This window comes from Paenibacillus sp. RC73, from assembly GCF_044908085.1.
In the GTDB taxonomy this organism is placed as follows: domain Bacteria; phylum Bacillota; class Bacilli; order Paenibacillales; family Paenibacillaceae; genus Paenibacillus; species Paenibacillus terrae_A.
In genome coordinates this window covers 20352-39632 of record NZ_JBIYCV010000008.1, presented here as the reverse complement: position 1 = coordinate 39632, position 19281 = coordinate 20352, and the positions used below count along the sequence as shown (strand labels likewise).

General features: G+C 39.0%; 14 protein-coding genes. 11 read left to right on the top strand and 3 right to left on the bottom strand.

What is annotated here, in order from left to right; translation table 11 throughout:
- Positions 1-57: 57 nt before the first annotated feature.
- Positions 58-270 carry a hypothetical protein gene (locus tag ABH897_RS19255; RefSeq protein WP_404592587.1) on the bottom strand — a complete coding sequence of 71 codons (213 nt, stop codon included), beginning with the start codon at positions 268-270 and terminating at the stop codon, positions 58-60.
- 139 nt (positions 271-409) lie between these two features.
- Complete coding sequence (locus ABH897_RS19250; protein ID WP_404592586.1) at positions 410-946, bottom strand: hypothetical protein; 537 nt, start codon at positions 944-946, stop codon at positions 410-412.
- Between the two features lie 537 nt (positions 947-1483).
- Between ABH897_RS19250 and ABH897_RS19245 the strand changes: the two genes are divergently transcribed.
- The 11 genes from ABH897_RS19245 to ABH897_RS19195 all read left to right on the top strand — a co-directional run bounded on the left by ABH897_RS19245 (position 1484) and on the right by ABH897_RS19195 (position 18903).
- Positions 1484-3106, top strand: coding sequence for a restriction endonuclease subunit S (locus ABH897_RS19245; protein ID WP_404592585.1), 1623 nt, complete (start codon positions 1484-1486; stop codon positions 3104-3106).
- Positions 3107-3212: 106 nt separating this feature from the next.
- Positions 3213-5633 carry an N-6 DNA methylase gene (locus ABH897_RS19240; RefSeq protein WP_404592584.1) on the top strand — a complete coding sequence of 807 codons (2421 nt, stop codon included), beginning with the start codon at positions 3213-3215 and terminating at the stop codon, positions 5631-5633.
- Positions 5626-7125 (top strand): type I restriction-modification system subunit M, encoded by a 1500-nt coding sequence (locus ABH897_RS19235; protein WP_404592583.1) that lies wholly within the window; start codon positions 5626-5628, stop codon positions 7123-7125. Before ABH897_RS19240 ends, ABH897_RS19235 begins: the two co-directional genes overlap by 8 nt.
- The gene (locus ABH897_RS19230) at positions 7118-7720 is read left to right on the top strand and encodes a restriction endonuclease subunit S (RefSeq protein ID WP_404592582.1); all 603 of its coding nucleotides are present in this window, start codon (positions 7118-7120) and stop codon (positions 7718-7720) included. The genes ABH897_RS19235 and ABH897_RS19230 overlap by 8 nt, the downstream gene beginning before the upstream one ends.
- Entirely contained in the window at positions 7701-8843 is a 1143-nt protein-coding gene (locus tag ABH897_RS19225) for a restriction endonuclease subunit S (protein WP_404592581.1), read from the top strand. The genes ABH897_RS19230 and ABH897_RS19225 overlap by 20 nt, the downstream gene beginning before the upstream one ends.
- A gap of 115 nt (positions 8844-8958) precedes the next feature.
- On the top strand, positions 8959-11868 hold the full coding sequence (locus ABH897_RS19220; protein ID WP_404592580.1) for a type I restriction endonuclease subunit R: 2910 nt from the start codon (positions 8959-8961) through the stop codon (positions 11866-11868).
- A gap of 42 nt (positions 11869-11910) precedes the next feature.
- Positions 11911-13824: a hypothetical protein gene (locus ABH897_RS19215; protein WP_404592579.1), complete on the top strand. Its 1914-nt coding sequence runs from the start codon at positions 11911-11913 to the stop codon at positions 13822-13824.
- 148 nt (positions 13825-13972) lie between these two features.
- The gene (locus tag ABH897_RS19210) at positions 13973-14359 is read left to right on the top strand and encodes a hypothetical protein (RefSeq protein WP_404592578.1); all 387 of its coding nucleotides are present in this window, start codon (positions 13973-13975) and stop codon (positions 14357-14359) included.
- 165 nt (positions 14360-14524) lie between these two features.
- A complete protein-coding gene (locus ABH897_RS19205; protein WP_404592577.1) occupies positions 14525-14722 on the top strand; it encodes a DUF5659 domain-containing protein in 198 nt (65 codons plus the stop codon).
- A gap of 277 nt (positions 14723-14999) precedes the next feature.
- The gene (locus tag ABH897_RS19200) at positions 15000-16577 is read left to right on the top strand and encodes a DNA primase family protein (RefSeq protein WP_404592576.1); all 1578 of its coding nucleotides are present in this window, start codon (positions 15000-15002) and stop codon (positions 16575-16577) included.
- A 1069-nt stretch (positions 16578-17646) separates the two neighbouring features.
- Positions 17647-18903: a site-specific DNA-methyltransferase gene (locus tag ABH897_RS19195; RefSeq protein ID WP_404592575.1), complete on the top strand. Its 1257-nt coding sequence runs from the start codon at positions 17647-17649 to the stop codon at positions 18901-18903.
- Here the strand turns inward: ABH897_RS19195 and ABH897_RS19190 are convergent, their stop codons facing one another.
- Positions 18904-19149 carry a DUF3953 domain-containing protein gene (locus tag ABH897_RS19190; RefSeq protein WP_404592613.1) on the bottom strand — a complete coding sequence of 82 codons (246 nt, stop codon included), beginning with the start codon at positions 19147-19149 and terminating at the stop codon, positions 18904-18906.
- Positions 19150-19281: the final 132 nt, after the last annotated feature.

The following is a 19281-nucleotide window of genomic DNA, read 5'->3' as shown; positions in this document are numbered from 1 at the left end:
AGCCACCGAATAGTTTTAAGGTTCAGCTGAGTGACTTCACAGATTGCAGCTGCTTACTTAAGCCTTGTCATTCTTGTTGACGTCATTCTCGGAAGAATCCACTTGTTCTTGGTCGGATGGACTGGGTTCTTGATGGGTTTCGCGGACTTGACGGTACGCTACATATAATTCGTAGTATCTTATCAACTCGTCCACTGTATTATCATGAACTTGCTGAAGTGTATCTACGTTATTTGTGATCCAATGGATGATATCAAGAAGTATATTCATTTGGGTATTCCTCCTTTCCTAGGGCGATCTGAGTCTTCATATAATCTTCACTATTCATATTGAACCTTCTGAAAATGAATGGTAGGGATTGCTCCCCTCACTATCCACAGGACAGAAGAGGTCGTTTTGAGTACCGGAACTAGCGAAGATTTTTTAAGCGTTCTCTCAGTTGGGCGAACAGCTTCGTTTTCCTCTTATTAATCGCTTTCTGTGAAAGCTCAATATCAGCGGCGATATCCCGCTCGGATTTACCATTACTGAAGAGTTCCATAATCCTGCGGTTTTCAGGGTCCAATTCCTCCAGGGCTGCGAACAATTCTTCGAGCAGAAGCTTGTTCGCTACGAATTCAGCGATATCGACTGTGGTGGATACTTCGAAGCCATCCTCGGTGAACTTGTCCAATGAAAGGACACTGCTTGTCCGTTCTATTGGCGGGAGTCCTTTTTCCGCACGCTCTAAATCGCATTCACGACAGCTTTTGGTGCAACGATTGCCTTTTTCATCTAGGCAGCGCATTTCTCGCTCCTTGCGCTTATGTTCTGCCCACGCCGGACGTTTGTAGGCTCGATAGACTTCTTCGGAAGCGGGGATTTGCTGGCCGTCGATAAATACGTGCCACTCACCTTCGTAATAATTACTGTTCTTTGGTTTACTCTGATTTTCTTTGATTGACATATAAAAAGCCCTCCTTCGGTTTGAGCCGAAATGGAGAGCTTTTTTGATACTACAAGCCAGACCACAGATGGTCGGTAGCAATTCAATAGGATTTCTCCATTTCGAATTGCAACCTCACTTCCGGTGGTCGATTGCAAATATTTAGTTGTAGTTCACACAACACCGGAATACCCTGCAGGTGGCTGTCGTGTGAAGGTTTCAATCTATGTATTAATAGTAATTCAGTCATAATTGTCCCAACAGGAAGTCGGACTTCATGGTATTTGGACAAAAAATGAGCCCTTTCAAATAAACAAAATACTGTTTATTTGAAAGAGCTTTGATAATGCTCGAAAAGAAACACGAAGTCAGACTTCATGTTTTCTCGAAATTTATTTGATTGTGGCGTATGAAACAATAAAAATCAGATAATATAATAGTGCATTACATTTTGGTATGCGCATACCAAAATGGAATATCATTTGACGCGACTCATGTGCGATGCTATATTTTATGTATAATAATAACGGTGAGTTGTTTTGCAAAGGGGGGATAAAGGTGCGTAACGACAAGCGGATGAACCATATTTGGAGTCGATATAATGCATTGAGGGGATATACTGCTCAGTCAGAGTTGCCTAGTGCATTGTTCCTTTTGAAGAAGACAAAAGATGAGTTTGCATCAAATTCAAAAAAACCTACTGAGCAGAAAGCTTATGAGGTAATGATTTCAATATCGAATAGTTACGGAATGAAAAATCCATACCCGGATTCAAAGGTGTTTTTTGGTGCTTTTATGGCTATGGATGATGAAGATATTGATTGGGAAATGGTACTGGCATCTGCAGATCATAAAGAGATGTTTTATATACCGAAAGTGCTAATTACCGAATTTGAAAAACATTTTAATCCAAACACTAAGACGGTATTGATTCCTGAAGCTGAAAAATTTGTACCGTACCTTACTGAATTAGTAAGCCGACATTCTGATTGTGAATTCTTCATAACTACCATGAATAGCGTGAGTAAAGTTCTTCTCGATGAAATGTTTAAAGAGCATATCAATGTAAATATCGAGCAGACAAGTATTTATGATTACGAGTTCTCAGCAAGGAAGTTTGATTTAATTCTGGCGGTACCTATATTTGGGGCAAGAGAACGGCGAGAAGACAACGGAGATTTCATTTGTAGGGAATATGAAATGATAGCTGTAGAAAACTTGCTCTTACACTTGAATAGTTCGGGAGTATTGGTAATTGTACTTCCAGCTCGGATAACTTTTGCTGCGGGCTCGATTAAAGATTTAAGAGAATTTATACAAGGCATGTATAAATTGGAGGAAATAGCTGAGCTGCCAACTGGGATATTTGCATCTACCGCTATTAAGACGTATATGTTTACGATCACAACTGGCCGAACAGAAGATGTAATGATTAAGAGGTACGATGCTGCTACAAGCAACATTAAAAAAAATGGAATCAATGAACTGGTTCTCATAGATGATACATTTGTTATGCTGGAAGAGTTAATGGAAATGGGTTACTGGAATGTTGATCATATCTTTGGGATGGTGGATGAAGATTGGCAGCGTTATCAGAACTCAAGTATTAAAAAAGAAGAATTAGGTAATGTTGCTGAAGTTTTTCGTGGTAAGGCGATCAACAAAAAAGATGCTAATGGTAGCATTGGAGTCGTAAATATATCGAACCTTAATGATTATGATATTGATTATGCGGGTCTTGATCACATCGAAGAGGAAGAGCGTAAAGTAGCGAATTACTTACTAAGAGATGGGGATTTATTATTGCCAGCACGGGGGACAGTGATCAGAATAGCGGTTTTTAAAGAACAGAAGTATTCTTGCATCGCGTCATCAAACATTATTGTAATAAGACCGAATGAAAAGCTGCTTTTAGGGACGTACCTAAAAGTTTTCTTGGATAGCCCGATGGGGAACAAAGTTTTAGCAGGCAAACAGCAGGGAACAGTCGTCATTAATATTAGCTATAAAGACTTGAAGACGCTAGAAATCCCGTTGCTCAGGGTTGATGAACAAAAGGTGATCGCAGAAGAATATGAGCAGGAACGTTCCAGATATGTAGAAAATATTCGTCTTGCTGAGGGTAGATGGAATGAAGTTATGGAACGTCTTCAAAAAACTATTATGAATGTGAAACAATAAAATGTTGACATAAATAACTGTGTTGTAATGGGGATTTATTTAAAAAGTTTGTATGCATGCTGAGGCTTCACTAAAAGTATTGGCCCGGCACCAGGGAGGAAATTGCATGATCGGGGCTATCATTGGCGATATTGTCGGTTCCAGATTTGAATGGGATAATCATCGCTCGAAAAATTTTGATTTTTTAACATATAAGTGTTTTTTCACTGATGACTCGATAATGTCATTAGCGATATGTGAAGCACTTATGATCTGTAAACGTGATTTTAGTGACTTGAGTGATCAAACTGTTAAATCCATGCAAGTTATTGGAAGACCCTACCCGAGTAGCGGGTATGGAGGAATGTTCTATAAATGGATATATAGTGATTCTCCTGAACCATACAACAGTTTTGGTAACGGTGCTGCAATGAGAGTAAGCGCCTGCGGTTATGTTGCTAATTCTATCGAAGAAGCAAAATTGCTTTCGCACAAAGTGACAGCTGTAACACATAACCATCCGGAGGGAATAAAAGGCGCCGAGGCTATTGCTGTTGCAGTCTATCTCGCTCGTAGCGGAAAAAATATCTTAGAAATTCGCGATTACATTGATAAGCACTACTACCCCATGAATTTCACGATTGACGGAATTCGGGAAACATACCAATTTAACGAGACTTGCCAAGAAACAGTTCCGCAAGCACTTGTTGCATTCTTCGAGTCATTCAATTTTGAAGACGCAATTCGGAACGCTGTCTCTATTGGTGGAGATAGTGATACGTTGGCTGCAATTACGGGAGGTGTGGCAGAGGCCTACTACGGAGTGCCGACACATATCAGAAAGCACGCACTGACATTTCTTGATGAGCGGCTTCTGAAGATACTGCTTGAGTTTGAAAACATATATCCAGCAAAGATGGAAAAGGTACAGTCTTCAGGGAGCGTCAGCATTAAAGAAGAGTCTGTAGGAGCCAAAATAAAAACGGGAGGTAGAGAAGAAATGATCCATTCAGCAATGGATGCTGCTGATGAAGCATTAAAAAACAGTACTTCAGAGACTGAGGAAACAACAAGTCAAAAACTCTTTTCTCACCTTTTTGAAGCTTGCAATATATTGCGCGGCCCAATTAATCAGGATGAGTATAAAAGCTATGTAACGCCAATCCTATTTTTCAAACGTCTATCTGACGTTTATGACGAGGAAACACAAGCCGCATTAGAGGAATCTGGCGGTGATGAAGAATTTGCTAGTTTTCCCGAAAACCATCGATTCATCATTCCCGATGGATGTCATTGGCAGGACGTTCGTGAAGTAAGCGAAAATGTTGGAGTTGCAATAATCAATGCTATGAATGGCATTGAACGTGCTAATCCGGATACACTCTATGGAGTTTTTTCTAGTTTTGATGACGCAAACTGGACAGACAAGACAAAGTTGTCGGATGAAAGATTGAAGGACCTTGTAGAACATATGTCGAAAATAAAGGTCGGAAATAGCAATTATTCTGCTGATGTTATGGGAGACAGCTATGAGTTTTTAATTAAAAAATTCGCGGACTTATCAAAGAAGAATGCTGGAGAATTTTACACCCCTCGCTCAATTGTAAAGCTTCTAGTTATGCTCTTGGCTCCTCAAGTTGGTGAGTCCGTATACGATCCCGCGGCGGGCACTGGTGGGATGCTGATTGAAGCTATCCAATATATGAAGGGTGACAAACTTACTTATGGGCGTATCTATGGTCAAGAGAAGAACCTCGCCACTTCTGCCATTGCCAGAATGAACCTTTTCCTTCATGGAGCGCATGATTTTAAGGTCTCTCAAGGTGACACGCTTCGATCGCCAAATTACCTGGAAGACGGCAAGCTGAGAACCTTCGATTGTGTCATAGCGAACCCGCCATTTTCTTTGAAGAATTGGGGTGCTGAACAGTTTAGTTCGGATATATATGGTCGCAATTTATGGGGATGCCCTACGGACTCTAATGCAGACTTTGCTTGGTTGCAGCACATGGTAAAATCTATGGATACAGATAACGGGAGATGTGCAGTTGTACTTCCTCAAGGTGTATTGTTTCGTGGCGGTAAAGAAGGCGAGATAAGAAAAGAACTTGTTGAATCTGATAAGTTGGAATGCATTATTACATTAGTAGGAGGCGTTTTCTACTCAACGGGTGTCTCAGCCTGTATCCTGCTTCTGAATAATAAAAAGCCGAAGAAACATAAAGGTCGTATATGCATGATTGATGCTTCAAGCATTTATACTCCACAGCGAGCACAGAACATTATGACTGAAAACGACATTCGGAAGGTGTTTGATTACTACACTGATTACGAGGATGTAATTGAATATGTAAAGATCGTCAATATAGATGATATTCGCGGTAAGGGCTATACACTGGCAATCAACAATTATATTGAAAAGAAAGAACAAGAAACTGTATCTCCCGTAGAGGTTCGAAGAGAGTATTTTAAAGCTTTTGACGAGATGGTTGAAGCCGAAGCAGAAATGATGAAACTACTCCTGGAAGGAGGATATATCAATGAGTAAGCGTATTACAATTGAAGAATTGCAGTCCTACCTTTGGAGTTCTGCTGTTTTATTACGTACAAATATCGATGCCGGAGCATATAAGCAGTATATATTCCCGCTGTTGTTCTTCAAGCGTATCAGCGATGTTTATGATGAGGAATGCGAACAAATTCTTAAAGAATACAATGGGGACGAAGAAGCTTTAACGTGGGAGGAGAATCACCGTTTCATCGTGCCGGAAGGTGCTCATTGGCGTGATGTTCGAGCAGTAACAGAGAATGTTGGAGTTGCAATTGTGAATGCTTTTCGAAAAATAGAAAATGCAAATGCTAACAAACTGCAAGGCATCTTTGGTGATGGTGCCTGGACGAATAAAAATCGTCTTCCTGATCGATTACTGAAAGAGTTGATTGAACATTTCAGTACTAAAACACTCTCTATTAAGAATTGTCCGGAGGACGAACTCGGACAGGGATATGAGTATTTGATAAAAAAATTTGCTGATGACAGCGGCCATACCGCGCAGGAATTTTATACGAACCGTACGGTAGTACACTTGATGACGGAAATGCTAAAACCTGAGTCTGGCGAATCCATATATGATCCTACTTGCGGCAGTGCTGGGATGTTGATTTCAGCAATTGCGTACTTAAAGGATCAGAAGAAAGAATGGCGTAATGTATCAGTCTTTGGACAAGAAATTAACGCACTTACATCCGCCATTGGCAAGATGAATCTTTTTCTTCATGGCGTGAAAGACTTTGACATTGTCAACGGTGATACGTTAAAAACACCTGCTTTTATTGAAAAGGGACAGCTGAGACAATTTGATTTGATCCTTGCCAATCCACCTTACTCTATCAGTCAATGGGATCGTGAAGCATTCGCTAGCGATAAATACGGTCGAAATTTCCTTGGTGTACCTCCACAAGGACGCGCTGATTATGCTTTCTTGCAGCATATAATCAAGAGCCTTAATGAAGAAACCGGTCGCTGTGCAATTCTGTTCCCTCACGGGGTGCTATTTAGAAATGAAGAGAGCTCGATGCGAGAAAATCTCGTTTGCAATGATATGCTTGAATGCATTATAGGGTTAGGACCTAATCTGTTCTATAACTCTCCAATGGAGGCTTGTATCATCATTTGTCGAATGAATAAGCGCCCTGAGCGTCGCGGCAAAGTTCTTTTCATCAATGCAGTCAAAGAAGTTGAACGCAAAAACGCACAGAGTTTTTTGGAGGAAAAGCACATCCGAAAAATTGCTAAAATTTACGACGATTATAATACGGATAGCGATTTTGCTCGTGTTGTAACAATTCAGGATTTGGAAGAAAACAACTTTTCATTGAGTATTCCACTATATGTAAAGCACCCAGGACAGGGTGTTGAAGTTGATGAGCGAAATTTACAGGAACACTATGAAGGCTGGAGAACCGCTTCAGAGATTATGAAACTTCGATACATGAAATTGAATGAAATGATTGGGAAGGGGGGCGAAGGCAATGAGTAGGGTACTCTTAGGTGATGTTGCTAAAGAACGCAGAGAAACTTGCAAGAGCAGTAAAGATGGATACCCGATTGTAGGCCTTGAACATCTGACACCAGAAGAGATTGCATTGACAGCGTGGGATGAAGGAAAAGAGAATACTTTTTCGAAATTGTTTCGTGAAGGTGACATTCTATTTGGACGTCGTAGAGCTTATCTAAAAAAAGCTGCGGTTGCCCCGTTTGATGGCAATTGTTCAGGAGATATCACAGTTATCGAGTCAATACCTGAAAGGATACATCCGGAATTGCTTCCTTTCATAATTCAGAACGATGCTTTGTTCGACTTTGCAGTTGGAAAGTCAGCTGGTTCTCTTCCGCCGCGCGTCAAATGGGAGAACCTTAAAAATTCTGAATTTGAGCTGCCAGGTATGGACAAGCAACGTGAGTTGGCGAAAATCCTATGGGCTATAGATACAACTAAAAAGACTTACCAAAAATTGCTGCAGAAGACAGATGAGTTGGTAAAATCTCAATTTATCGAGCTCTTTAATGGTTGGATTTTCCCACTCGTATCTCAGATAAATGGAGGTATGCGTAATGGCAAAATATCGCTTTGAAGAGATTGCATACAACAGCACCGAAAAGAAAAAACCTGTTGAAGAAGATCGCTTTAGCTATATTGGTCTTGAACATCTCGACCCAGGAAGTTTGAAAGTAACACGCTACGGATCTGATGTTGCTCCAACAGGTGAAAAGCTAGTTATGAAAGAAGGAGATGTTCTTTTCGGAAAGCGTAGAGCTTATCAAAAGAAAGTAGCTATTTCTCCTTTTGCTGGAATATTTTCTGCTCATGGCATGGTTTTGAGACCTAGAGAGGATGTCATCGATAAAGATTTTTTCCCTTTGTTTATAAGCTCGGATTACTTCTTGGATGCAGCTATAAAGATTTCTGTGGGCTCTCTTTCGCCAACTATAAATTGGCGTGATCTAAAAATTCTTGAATTCGAGCTTCCACATTTAGCAGAACAAAGAAAACTAGCTAAGGTCCTCTGGGCAGTAAACGTTACGCTGGAGAGCTACAGGAAATTAATAACTGCAACCGAGCAGCTAGTGAAGTCTCAATTTATCGAGATGTTTGTGGGTTCAAGTGAAAACGTTCTGCTAAGTGATTATGTTTGGTTTCAAGAAGGTCCTGGAGTAAGAAGTGTTGATTTTGCTGCAAGTGGTACAATTCTTCTTACTGGTTCGAATATCAATGATAATCAAATATCATTCGGATATAATAGTGACCGATTTATATCCACTGAACTTTCACTTGGGAAATATCAACATTTTATTTGTAATGAAAATGATATTTTGGCCGTAACATCTGCCATAGAACCTGCTAAATTTGACAAAAAAGTAGTTGTTGTTCAAGAAGATAACAAGTACTGCTTGAATACAGGAATAATCAGATTTAAGCCAAATAGAGAATTTTTAACTTTGTGTTATTTTAGAGAATTTCTCAAATCAGATTTCTTTAAGTCACAGGTAATGACAAATATGCATGGTATCGCTCAAATGCATTTTGGGCCGTCTCATTTAAAACATATGAAAATGCTTCTACCAAAGAATTTGACTGTTCAAAAGAGATTTTCTGAATTTATTACACAGAGCGACAAATCAAAATTTGAACTGGAACAGGCGCTTAAAGAGCTGGATTCCACTTACAAGAAAATTATTTCCGAGAATCTTGGCTGACATGTAATGCTATTTGATTTTCTTTTAATCAGCTCGTAGGAGACGTTTACTACGAAAGCAAAGATTTTTCATGTAATCTATATCGATATATTTATATAGATTGGAGGACCACCTGATGTTTAATGAAGACAATACGATTGAGAATATGGTTCTTACATCGCTCAAAAACAATGGTTGGAAGTATATCCCTGCCGAAGAATTGCCACGTGAATATTCAGACGTAATGGTTGAGACTATGATTAAAGAGGCGCTTATCCGCCTTAACCCTGAAATTGCTGAAGAACCATCTCGTGCAGATGAAGTTATCTATAAACTGCGTACGTTAATATTGACGGTTCAGCCGCACAACCTAGTAACGCAGAATGAAATGTTTAAAAAGATGGTTTTTGAAGAGAATTCCTACCCATTCGGCAAAGATGGACGAATGATTCCCATTCGATTCTTTGGAACAATGACTAAAGAAGACCTAGTGTTGAACGAATATGTTGTCAGCAATCAATGGGTATATCCACAAAAAGAGAACGGTAAGAGACTAGATATTGTTCTATTGATTAATGGATTCCCTGTGGCGATTGGTGAGTTGAAAACGCCTGTTCGTAATTCTATTACATGGTTGGATGCTGCTGGTGATATAGCTGCATATGAAAAAAGCATACCGGGCATGTTTGTAACTAACATATTTAATTTCGCTACAGAAGGCAAATGTTACAGATATGGTTCAGTTTGCATGCCGGTTGGAATGTGGGGTCCATGGCATACTCCGGATCATAAAAGTGAAGGAAGTCTTGCCGATGTGAAAATCAGTGTTGAAGATATGATTATACCTGAGAAGATCATGGACATTTTTCAGTTCTTTACATTATTTGCAACCGATAAAAAGTATCGTAAATATAAAGTCATATGTCGTTATCAACAATATGAGGGTGCGAATCTTATTGTGGAACGAGTAAAGGCTGGATATCCAAAACAAGGTCTTATCTGGCACTTTCAGGGCTCGGGTAAATCGTTACTTATGGTTTTTGCAGCACAGAAACTTAGAATGATACCTGAACTAAACAATCCGACAATAGTTATAGTTGACGACCGAATAGATTTAGAGACGCAGATAACTGCAACGTTTAATGCATCTGATATCCCTAATCTTGTCAGCCTTGGCTCAAAGGACGACTTAGAATCCTTCTTCTTAGGGGACCAGAGAAAGATTGCAATTACAACAATCTTTAAATTTGGTGATGTTAAAAAGGAACTTAACCCAAGAGACAATATCATACTTATGGTGGATGAAGCTCATAGAACTCAGGAAGGAGATCTAGGTAGTAAGATGCGTCTTGCTCTTCCGAATGCGTTTTTCTTTGGCCTTACAGGTACACCGATTAATCGTATTGATAAAAATACTTTCAATACATTTGGTGCAATTGAGGATAAGAGTGGATATATGAGCAAGTATTCCTTCTCTGATTCAATTCGTGACAATGCGACGCTACCATTGAATTTCGAACCGGTACCAGTGGACCTGCATGTGGATAGAGAGAAGCTCGATGCTGAATTTGAATCATTAACAGAGAATTTATCTAACGAAGATAAAGCAGAGTTGTCTCGAAGGGTCAACATGAAAGCTATTATGTATGACCGCAAGCGTATCAGAAAGATTTGTGAGCATATAGCGAAGCATTACCAGGAGAAAATTGAACCGAATGGATATAAAGGTCAGGTTGTTTGTTATGACAGAGCATGCTGTCTTATGTATAAAGAAGAACTTGATAAGTTGCTAGGTCCGGAAGCAACTACCATTGTGATGGACACCAATAATGACAAAGAGGATAAGTATAAAGCGTATAAACGTGATAGGGACGCAGAAGGAAAGGTTTTAGATAGATTTAGAGAACCTAACGACCCACTGAAGCTTGTTATTGTAACGTCAAAGCTTCTCACTGGTTTCGATGCACCTATAATGCAGGCTATGTACCTTGATAAGCCAATGAAAGATCATAATTTGCTGCAGGCCATCTGCCGTACTAACAGAACCTATGATGAAGGTAAGACTCATGGTTTGATTGTTGACTATATAGGTATCTTTGATAATGTAGCAACAGCTTTGGACTTTGATGAATCGAGTATGAAAAAGGTCATCTCGAATATTGAAGAAGTCAAAAAGCAGATCCCTGCACTAATGCGTAAGTGTTTGAGTTATTTCATGGGAGTAGACCGTACAATAGATGGTTGGGAAGGTTTAATTGCTGCACAAGAATGTTTGCCAAACAATAAAATCAAAGACGAATTTGGAGCCGATTATAAAGTGCTCAACCGAGCGTGGGATGCGCTATCGCCAGATCCATTTCTGAATTCAATGAAATTCGATTATCAATGGCTGACAAGAGTATTCGAATCAGTGAAACCTACTGATGGAAGAGGCGGGTTGATTTGGGCTTCTCTTGGGGCGAAAACACTGGAACTAGTTCACGAGAATCTGCAAGTCGGAGAAGTACATGATGATATGGAAATTCTTACGATGGATGCAGATTTAATCGATGAATTTATTGAAAAACAAAAAGATTTGAGAAAGACAACGATCAAAGTTGAAATTGACTTGGTCGCAAGAATTCGAAAACATAGTAATGATATCAAATTCGTAAAATTAGGAGAAAAACTTGAGAATCTCCGCGAGAAACATGAACAAGGATTAATAACCAGTATTGAGTTTCTAAAACTGCTATTAGAGCTTGCGCGGGAAGCTGCAGAAGCTGAACAAGAAGTAGTTCCCGAGGAAGAAGTGGATAAAGGCAAGGCGGCATTAACAGAGCTTTTTGATGGGTTGAGGAATTCAAAGACACCAATTATCGTCGAACGAATTGTTGGCGATATAGATGATATCGTTAAGATTGTACGATTCGATGGTTGGCAGGGTACAACTGCAGGAAAACAGGAAGTGAAGAAAGCTCTTCGGAGTGTTGTCTGGGTCAAATACAAAATTAAAGACAAAGAAGTCTTTGATAAAGCCTATCAGTACATTGAGCAATATTACTAATTCGGAGACCAGATGTGATGAGAATCCGGTAGGGGGGATAAGGTGCATAATAACTATAATTCATTCGAAGCTTACCTCGAAGACATTTATTATGATGAAATGCATCGAGCAATAACAAACTCCATCCTTCAAAAAGGAAGATCGATTGATTTTAATTCTTATACTGTATTAGATCCCTCATACCTTGAGGTAGAGAACATCCGTGTAAGAAGCATAACATTCTATGGTATCGAACACCGTCAAATTTTTTTCAATGCTACTATCAATGCTGAAATTGTTTTAAAAGGGATGGGTAAACGTGACTATGAAGCTGATAGGCAGTCTAAATGGTTTATTCTATCCTTCTACGGACATCTAATATCAGGCCTTCGAAAAGTCATGATAATTGATGTTAGGGATTACAGCAAAGAGAGATTTAGCAAAGAAAACGCACTAACAAAGTACCTGGTCCCTTATTTATATTCGGAAGACCTGGATAATGAAGCTGAAAAATTCTTGCAAAAGTATTATCCAGAAGCACTGGAGAATCCTATGCCATTAGACATGGCCGAGCTGATGGACAATATGTGTCTAACTATGCATTATGCACCTTTGCCGGATAACGTTTTCGGTAGGTCATACTTTGGTGAGGCTCAGGTGGAAGTATTCGAGGAGGATATGAGACACACGCGAACAGAAAATATTGATGTTGGAACCATATTGGTAAATCCCAAAGTATTTTTTATGAGAAATATTGGTTCTGAAAATAATACAATTGTTCATGAGTGTGTTCATCACGATCTCCATGCAAACTTTTTCGAATTACAGAAGTTGCTGAATAATGACGTAATTTCAATAAGTTGCGAAGTAGTTGAGGAATACGGAAAGGATACGGTAGGGATTGATAAAGCTTTACACTGGATGGAATGGCAGGCAAACGTTCTAACACCAAGAATCTTAATGCCTTTAAAAACTACAAAACAGAAACTGAATGAAATATTGGTACGGTTACACAATGAAAAGCAAAATCTGCGAAATGCTGAGAATCTGCAGCTTGCAATTGAGGAACTCGCTAGTTTTTTTGGCGTATCCAAATTAGCAGCAAAACTACGAGCGATTGACGTTGGGTTTGAGCAGGCAGCAGGGACTTTTGTATATGTCGATGGTAGATACTATCCGCCATATTCCTTCCGAAGTGGCGCATTAGGAAAGAATCAAACATTTGTAATTGATGAGATGAATGCTTTTAATGAAGCAAAAATGTCGCAAGAGCTTTCGAAAATGGTGTTCTCAGATAAAGTTGTTTATGTAAATGCCATGTTTTGCATTAACGATCCCCATTACGTAATACGGTACGAAGATGGCTCAATTGAGTTGACTGAGTATGCATTAGAGCATGTTGATGAGTGCTGTTTGATCTTTGATAGAACAAATCGAATCAGCAAATTGTACGATGATTCCTTTTATAGGAGGTGCTTTCTCTGTAGGGATGTTAATGCTGTCAATTTTGTTGAGGCAACGTACAATCCAAATTATATAGATAATCAAACTGCACAAGAGCGTGCAGAGGAGACCGCAAAAATAAGTGCTTTCTCCAAAGAAGTTTCGGATGAACTAATGAATATGCCGGGGAGCTTTTCAAAAACACTGGGATACCATATTAAAAGAAGAAGCATAACCAATGAGATTCTAGCTGAACGTTCTGGATTAAGTTCGAGGATTATTAGTGAGTATAGGAATAACGAAGCGTTAACAAAAGAATTACCAACGGTTATGGCATTATGTATTGGATTGAATTTACATCAGTTTTATGCGGATGACTTTATTTCAAAGGCTGGGCATCAATGGAAAATGACGCCAGACCACATGTTATATAGATGGTTATTGGCTTCACATTCGGATGAAACCTTATATCAGTGGAACAAGAGATTAGAAGATGCAGGTATATCTCAGCGTCTTCCGAGTAATAAACATTAGCCATCATTGACGATTATCAATTCATTAGAGGTATTTTAAATAAGCCATTTACTATAGTGATACAGGACATTACGAAAATAAAAGTTGATTCTATTCTCAATGCGACGAATTCCATGTGCCGGACGGTGTTTATTCATTATTTGAGATCATGGGACAATTCTTTATTGGATATGAAGCTGAGCGGGAAAGCGTAGTACAAACCAGTAATACGTCTTCTCTACTGGATGGGAAAAGTACAAGACGAACATTGAGGAATTACTCGCTTGGTTTCAGCACTTTAAAAAAGTCGGAGGAAGAATCGCAGTTGGTTGCTGACCAGATATTAGGCAAGAAATTGCGGATTCAGGTGGTCGAGCATTGCTATGTTCATATTATAGATGAGCATGGAGAAAGGAAATGTATAATTCCGAGAGATCAGGCCATTCGTCGAGATGAGGGGTTATCCTTACTGGATTTTGACGGAGCGACAATTGAATTTATCAGGATTGAGAAAGTAAACAAATCAAGCTTTAAGGCGATAGTCCATATCGAATAAATTGATTCATAAGTCTGTCATGATAGGCGCCTGTTAACACTGGCGCTTGGGTGACACCTGTTAAAAGGTGCTTCAAGCTTAACTATGCGGCTTGTCAGCCGGTAGAGAGGGATGTGGGAGATTTACCTTTCACATTCCAATCATTAATATATTTGGAGGTCAGATATGGATAGCTATACAATTGTCATTACCCAGTCTCGAATGGCAGGATGGTTGATGTTTAATCGGTTTCATAAAATGGATGAAAAAGTAGATTTAAAGGATTCGAATCGGAAAGTATTTATATTCAAGGATTCGCCTCCGTTGAGGAAAGCCATGGAGCAATATAACGAATTTAAACATGTAGTCGATAACATCTATTAATAAGGGGGATCATAACAATATGACAACAGCTTTACAAATGCACGATGATAAGCACATGTGTTATACCGATCAATTCACTATCAACGGGAAACGAGTAGATGTACGGAAAAATAGGAATAGCAAGCAAGTAGAAGCTTGGATGGATGGCATTTGGAAGCCGATCACCAAGGAAGATGTGGATAAGCAGTATCGGATACAGTTTGAATATTCTCCATATGAGTTGGAGTTTTCGTATAATGGTGGTAAAACGTGGTGGACATATACGGACGATAAATATATGACCGATTCGGAACGAGCGTATTTCAAGAAGGAGATCGCGTTTTTTGAGAATTGGGAACTTGAACAACGTATTGAAGAGGAAGAACGGAAAGCGAATGATCCTGAGTATCAAGAGTGGATTACCCAACAATATATAGATTGGTTAGCTCATGAGGAAGAATATCACCGGAGTCAAAGTAATTCTAAGCCTACATCTTATTTGGATATTTCAGATGTGTTCAAAGGTGACGAAAAGTCGGCAGAGGAGAATCCACCTTCGATTGAGCCTAACTATAGGAAATACTTTGAGATGAATGGGAATCAGAAGAAATTCCAGCCTATCTGGTATGGTAAAGATATTATAGATCAGCATATGAAATGTTTTTTTGATGGTACGTTTTTGTATCGGTATGATCAGGGGGTATATGTCAATGATGGTGAGCGTCACCTGGAGCAATTATCCGTTACCCTGCTAGACAATGAGTTTCGCTATAGTCGGATTAAGGAAGCACGTTATTACATAGAGGCCCAAAGTTATATTGCAGGAACAGAAATAAATCTGTTGGACGACTATATTAATGTTAAAAACGGTCTGTTGAATTGGAAAACGGGAGAGTTAAGGGAGCATACGCCTGATAGACGGAGCACTATTCAATTTCCTGTCCTATATGATCCTATGGCCAATGACCCTGTCATGCTTCAGTTTATCGAATCTGTGCTGGAACAGGATACGCATACAACATTGTTTGAAATGATCGGCTATTTTCTGATTCCTACCTTGGAGTATGAAAAAATATTTTTATTCACAGGTACGGGAAGCAACGGGAAATCGGTATTGATTAAAACGATTGAAGCGATGATAGGCAAAGCGAATATATCCAAAGTTAAAATTCAAGATTTAGAAGGAGACAGATCAAGGTTCAAGATTGCCGAGTTGTATGGAAAAGTGCTGAATTGCTTTACAGATATCCCTGCGGATGCATTGAACTCTACAGGGAACCTCAAGGTGCTTGCCAGTGGTGAAGGATTAAACGCAGAGAAAAAGGGGAAAGATCCCTTTAACTTTGAGCCATTTTGTAAATTGTTGTTCAGCGCCAATGAGTTGCCGAAAAGTAGTGATAACAGTGACGGATTTTTTAGAAGGCTGACGGTGTTTCCTTTTACTCGAAAATTTACGGATCAACAAAAGGATACGAAATTAATTCATAAACTGACGACTCCATCCGCTTTATCGACATTATTGAATTATGCACTTGAAGGCTTAAGACGACTCGAACAACAAGGTGGATTTTCATATTCACAAACGATTAAGGATCAAGTTAAAACGTATCAAATGGAATCGGATACCATTATGCTGTTCATAGATGAGGAATGTGAAATTGAAAGTGAAGCTTCAAAACAACATGAAAGCCGAATCGAATGCAAAAGGTTGTATGCCAAGTATGCTGCATGGTGTAAACAAGGTGGATTTAAATCTGAAACGACGACTAAATTTAATAAGCATCTCGATGCAAAACTTAAGGATAAGATTTACCGGAAGAAGGCCAAAATAATAAGTGGAAATTCAGTTCCGTGTTGGTTTGGTATCAAAATATAAATGTTTCCTGTTTGATGCACCTGTTTCCTATCCGTTTTCTGTTTTGAGTACAATTGGAAACGGAAAAATAGTTTGTTTACATAGAGAATATTGAGTTTGTTTCCATGTTTCCTGTTTTTTTAACTCTTGAGAGAAATACATATAAATAATATTTGATCGAATATTATGTGCTGGTGAAGAGTGTATATGTGATAAGGAGTGCTCAAAACTGGAAACATGGAAACAGCTTTTAAAAATCCGCTATTATATTGGAGAAATTGAAGCGAAGATAGGAATTCGGCATTATAAAATTGGAAACAAACGGACGGAGAATAGGAAACATGTTTGTATACGAGTTTATATGGTGGGCTTGTCAGCCCGTAGAGAGGAAGTGATGGAATTAGATACATTTGTCCAGCTATGAATTTGAGAGTAAAGGGATGATTGGAATTGCAAAAGTAAACTTAATAAGCCGCAATGGGGTTGGGTGTGGGAGGGGAAACGGCGGCAGCAAATATTTGTCCGAAGTGCAGCTCAAGCGAAACGAAGGAAAATATTTGGAGAGTTTCCCCTATCCCACAAATAGATTATTTATAGATTCAGCAAATATTATATACATAATCAGAATCATGTTATTGACTAGGATTACCACTTAAAAATTTTCAATTTACATATTCAAATTAATCTTGCTGAATTGGACTATTATTTGCAAAATTTTAAACTACACGAATTGAGGACTTGAACCTTCAAAGTTTGAAATGTGTCACGTGACACAATGAGCAGTTTTACAATTACAAATTAGGCTACACGGGAATTCTGGCTGCTGGCTAGGGTTCCTTTTCATTTTAGAGAGGAGAAATATGAATGCTATTAATGTTACAAGCAATAATCATAGAAATATCACGAGTTGTCACAGCAGTTGTTGTGTTTTGCATCTGGATTTGGATTGCAGTCTTTTTAAAAATGAAGGTAGAAAGGGGGATCAAGTGGATCGGAAATCAAATTCGTAAACGTAGAAACGTTAATTCCGTACATAAAAAACGCCAGAAATAATGAGAAAGCTGTAGACATAAAGGAGCAAGTGATATAAATGAAATGGATGAAATTGAAGATCGATCAACTGGTACATGCTGAATATAATCCAAGGAAGGATTTAAAAGCGGGTGATCCAGAGTTTGAAAAGATCAGGAATAGTGTAGTAGAATTCGGTTATTGTGAACCAATTATTTGTAATAGCGATTATACCATTGTAGGAGGCCATCAACGGGCTAAAGTGTTGAAGGCACTCGGATACGATGAAGTCGATTGCGTCATAGTCGATGTGAACAAATCAAAAGAGAAAGCCCTGAACATAGCACTCAACAAAATTACAGGGGAATGGGACTTTGAAGCATTGGCTGCATTATTAGATGAGTTGAAAGAAGCAGATTATAATATTGAGCTAACCGGCTTTGATTGGTCTGAAGCGGAGAAGTTGCTGGATACATTGCATGAAGAATCCGTGGATGAGGAAGATGATTTTAATCTAGAAGAAGCATTACCTGAACATCCGATCACTCGTAAAGGTGACATTTGGCTACTTGGGAAGCATAGGCTAATCTGCGGTGACTCGACTAATCCACAGGATATCGCAACATTGATGAATGGTAAGAAGGCTCAGCTTATTGTGACCGATCCACCTTATAATGTGGACTATACAGGTAAAACCAAGGATGCATTGAAAATAGAGAACGATAAAATGGACAATCACGAGTTTTATAATTTCCTATTGGCAGCTTATACTCGAATGTATGAAGCAGCAGATGACGGAGCAAGTATTTATGTGTTCCACGCAGATAGTGAAGGCTTGAATTTTAGAAAGGCATTTATCGAAGCTGGATTCAAACTGGCACAATGTTGTATATGGGCAAAGCAAGTGATGGTAATGGGTAGACAAGATTATCACTGGATGCATGAACCCGTATTATACGGTTGGAAACCGACAGGTGGACACTACTGGAACAGTGATCGGAAGCAAACGACATTATGGCAATTTGATCGTCCCTTCCGGAATGAGTTTCATCCCACGATGAAGCCTATTCCCTTGATTAGCTACCCAATTAAAAATTCGAGCAAGCTTGGTGATATCGTATTTGATCCATTTGGTGGTTCAGGTTCAACATTGATTGCTTGTGAGGAAACGGATCGGATTTGCTATACCAGTGAGCTTGATCCTAAGTATGTAGATGTGATTATGAAGCGATATATTGCCCATGTTGGCGATAATAGCGGCGTGTATTTAATTCGGGATGGAGTGAAGGTGGGCTATTCAGAAATTGTTACTGAGACAGAATTAGAGAACGCGTAGTTAACCTTTTCTGAAAAGAAGTGTAGTTATAAATACCAAAATAGAAAACAAGGAGACACTGAAGCAAACTATTGCGTAAGTTTTTCGATTTGCCTTAAGTTCAGAGAAGCCAGTAAATAAAAACATGAGACCGAGGAAAAATTGTGCGAGTTTGTATGGACTATGATTTTCATCGGGATAAACGAGAGACCATAAGGATAAGATAACAACAGCTAAAGCAAGTATTAGACTAAGGATTCTATACATATCCATTTTCTTAGGCATAGGTAAATTCCTCCACTTCATATATCGTATTATTCGATGTAACCCCATTATACAATATTATACAACTATTTAGTTTAGAAATGGTAACCAATATGGCTATCAAGAAGTTGTTGC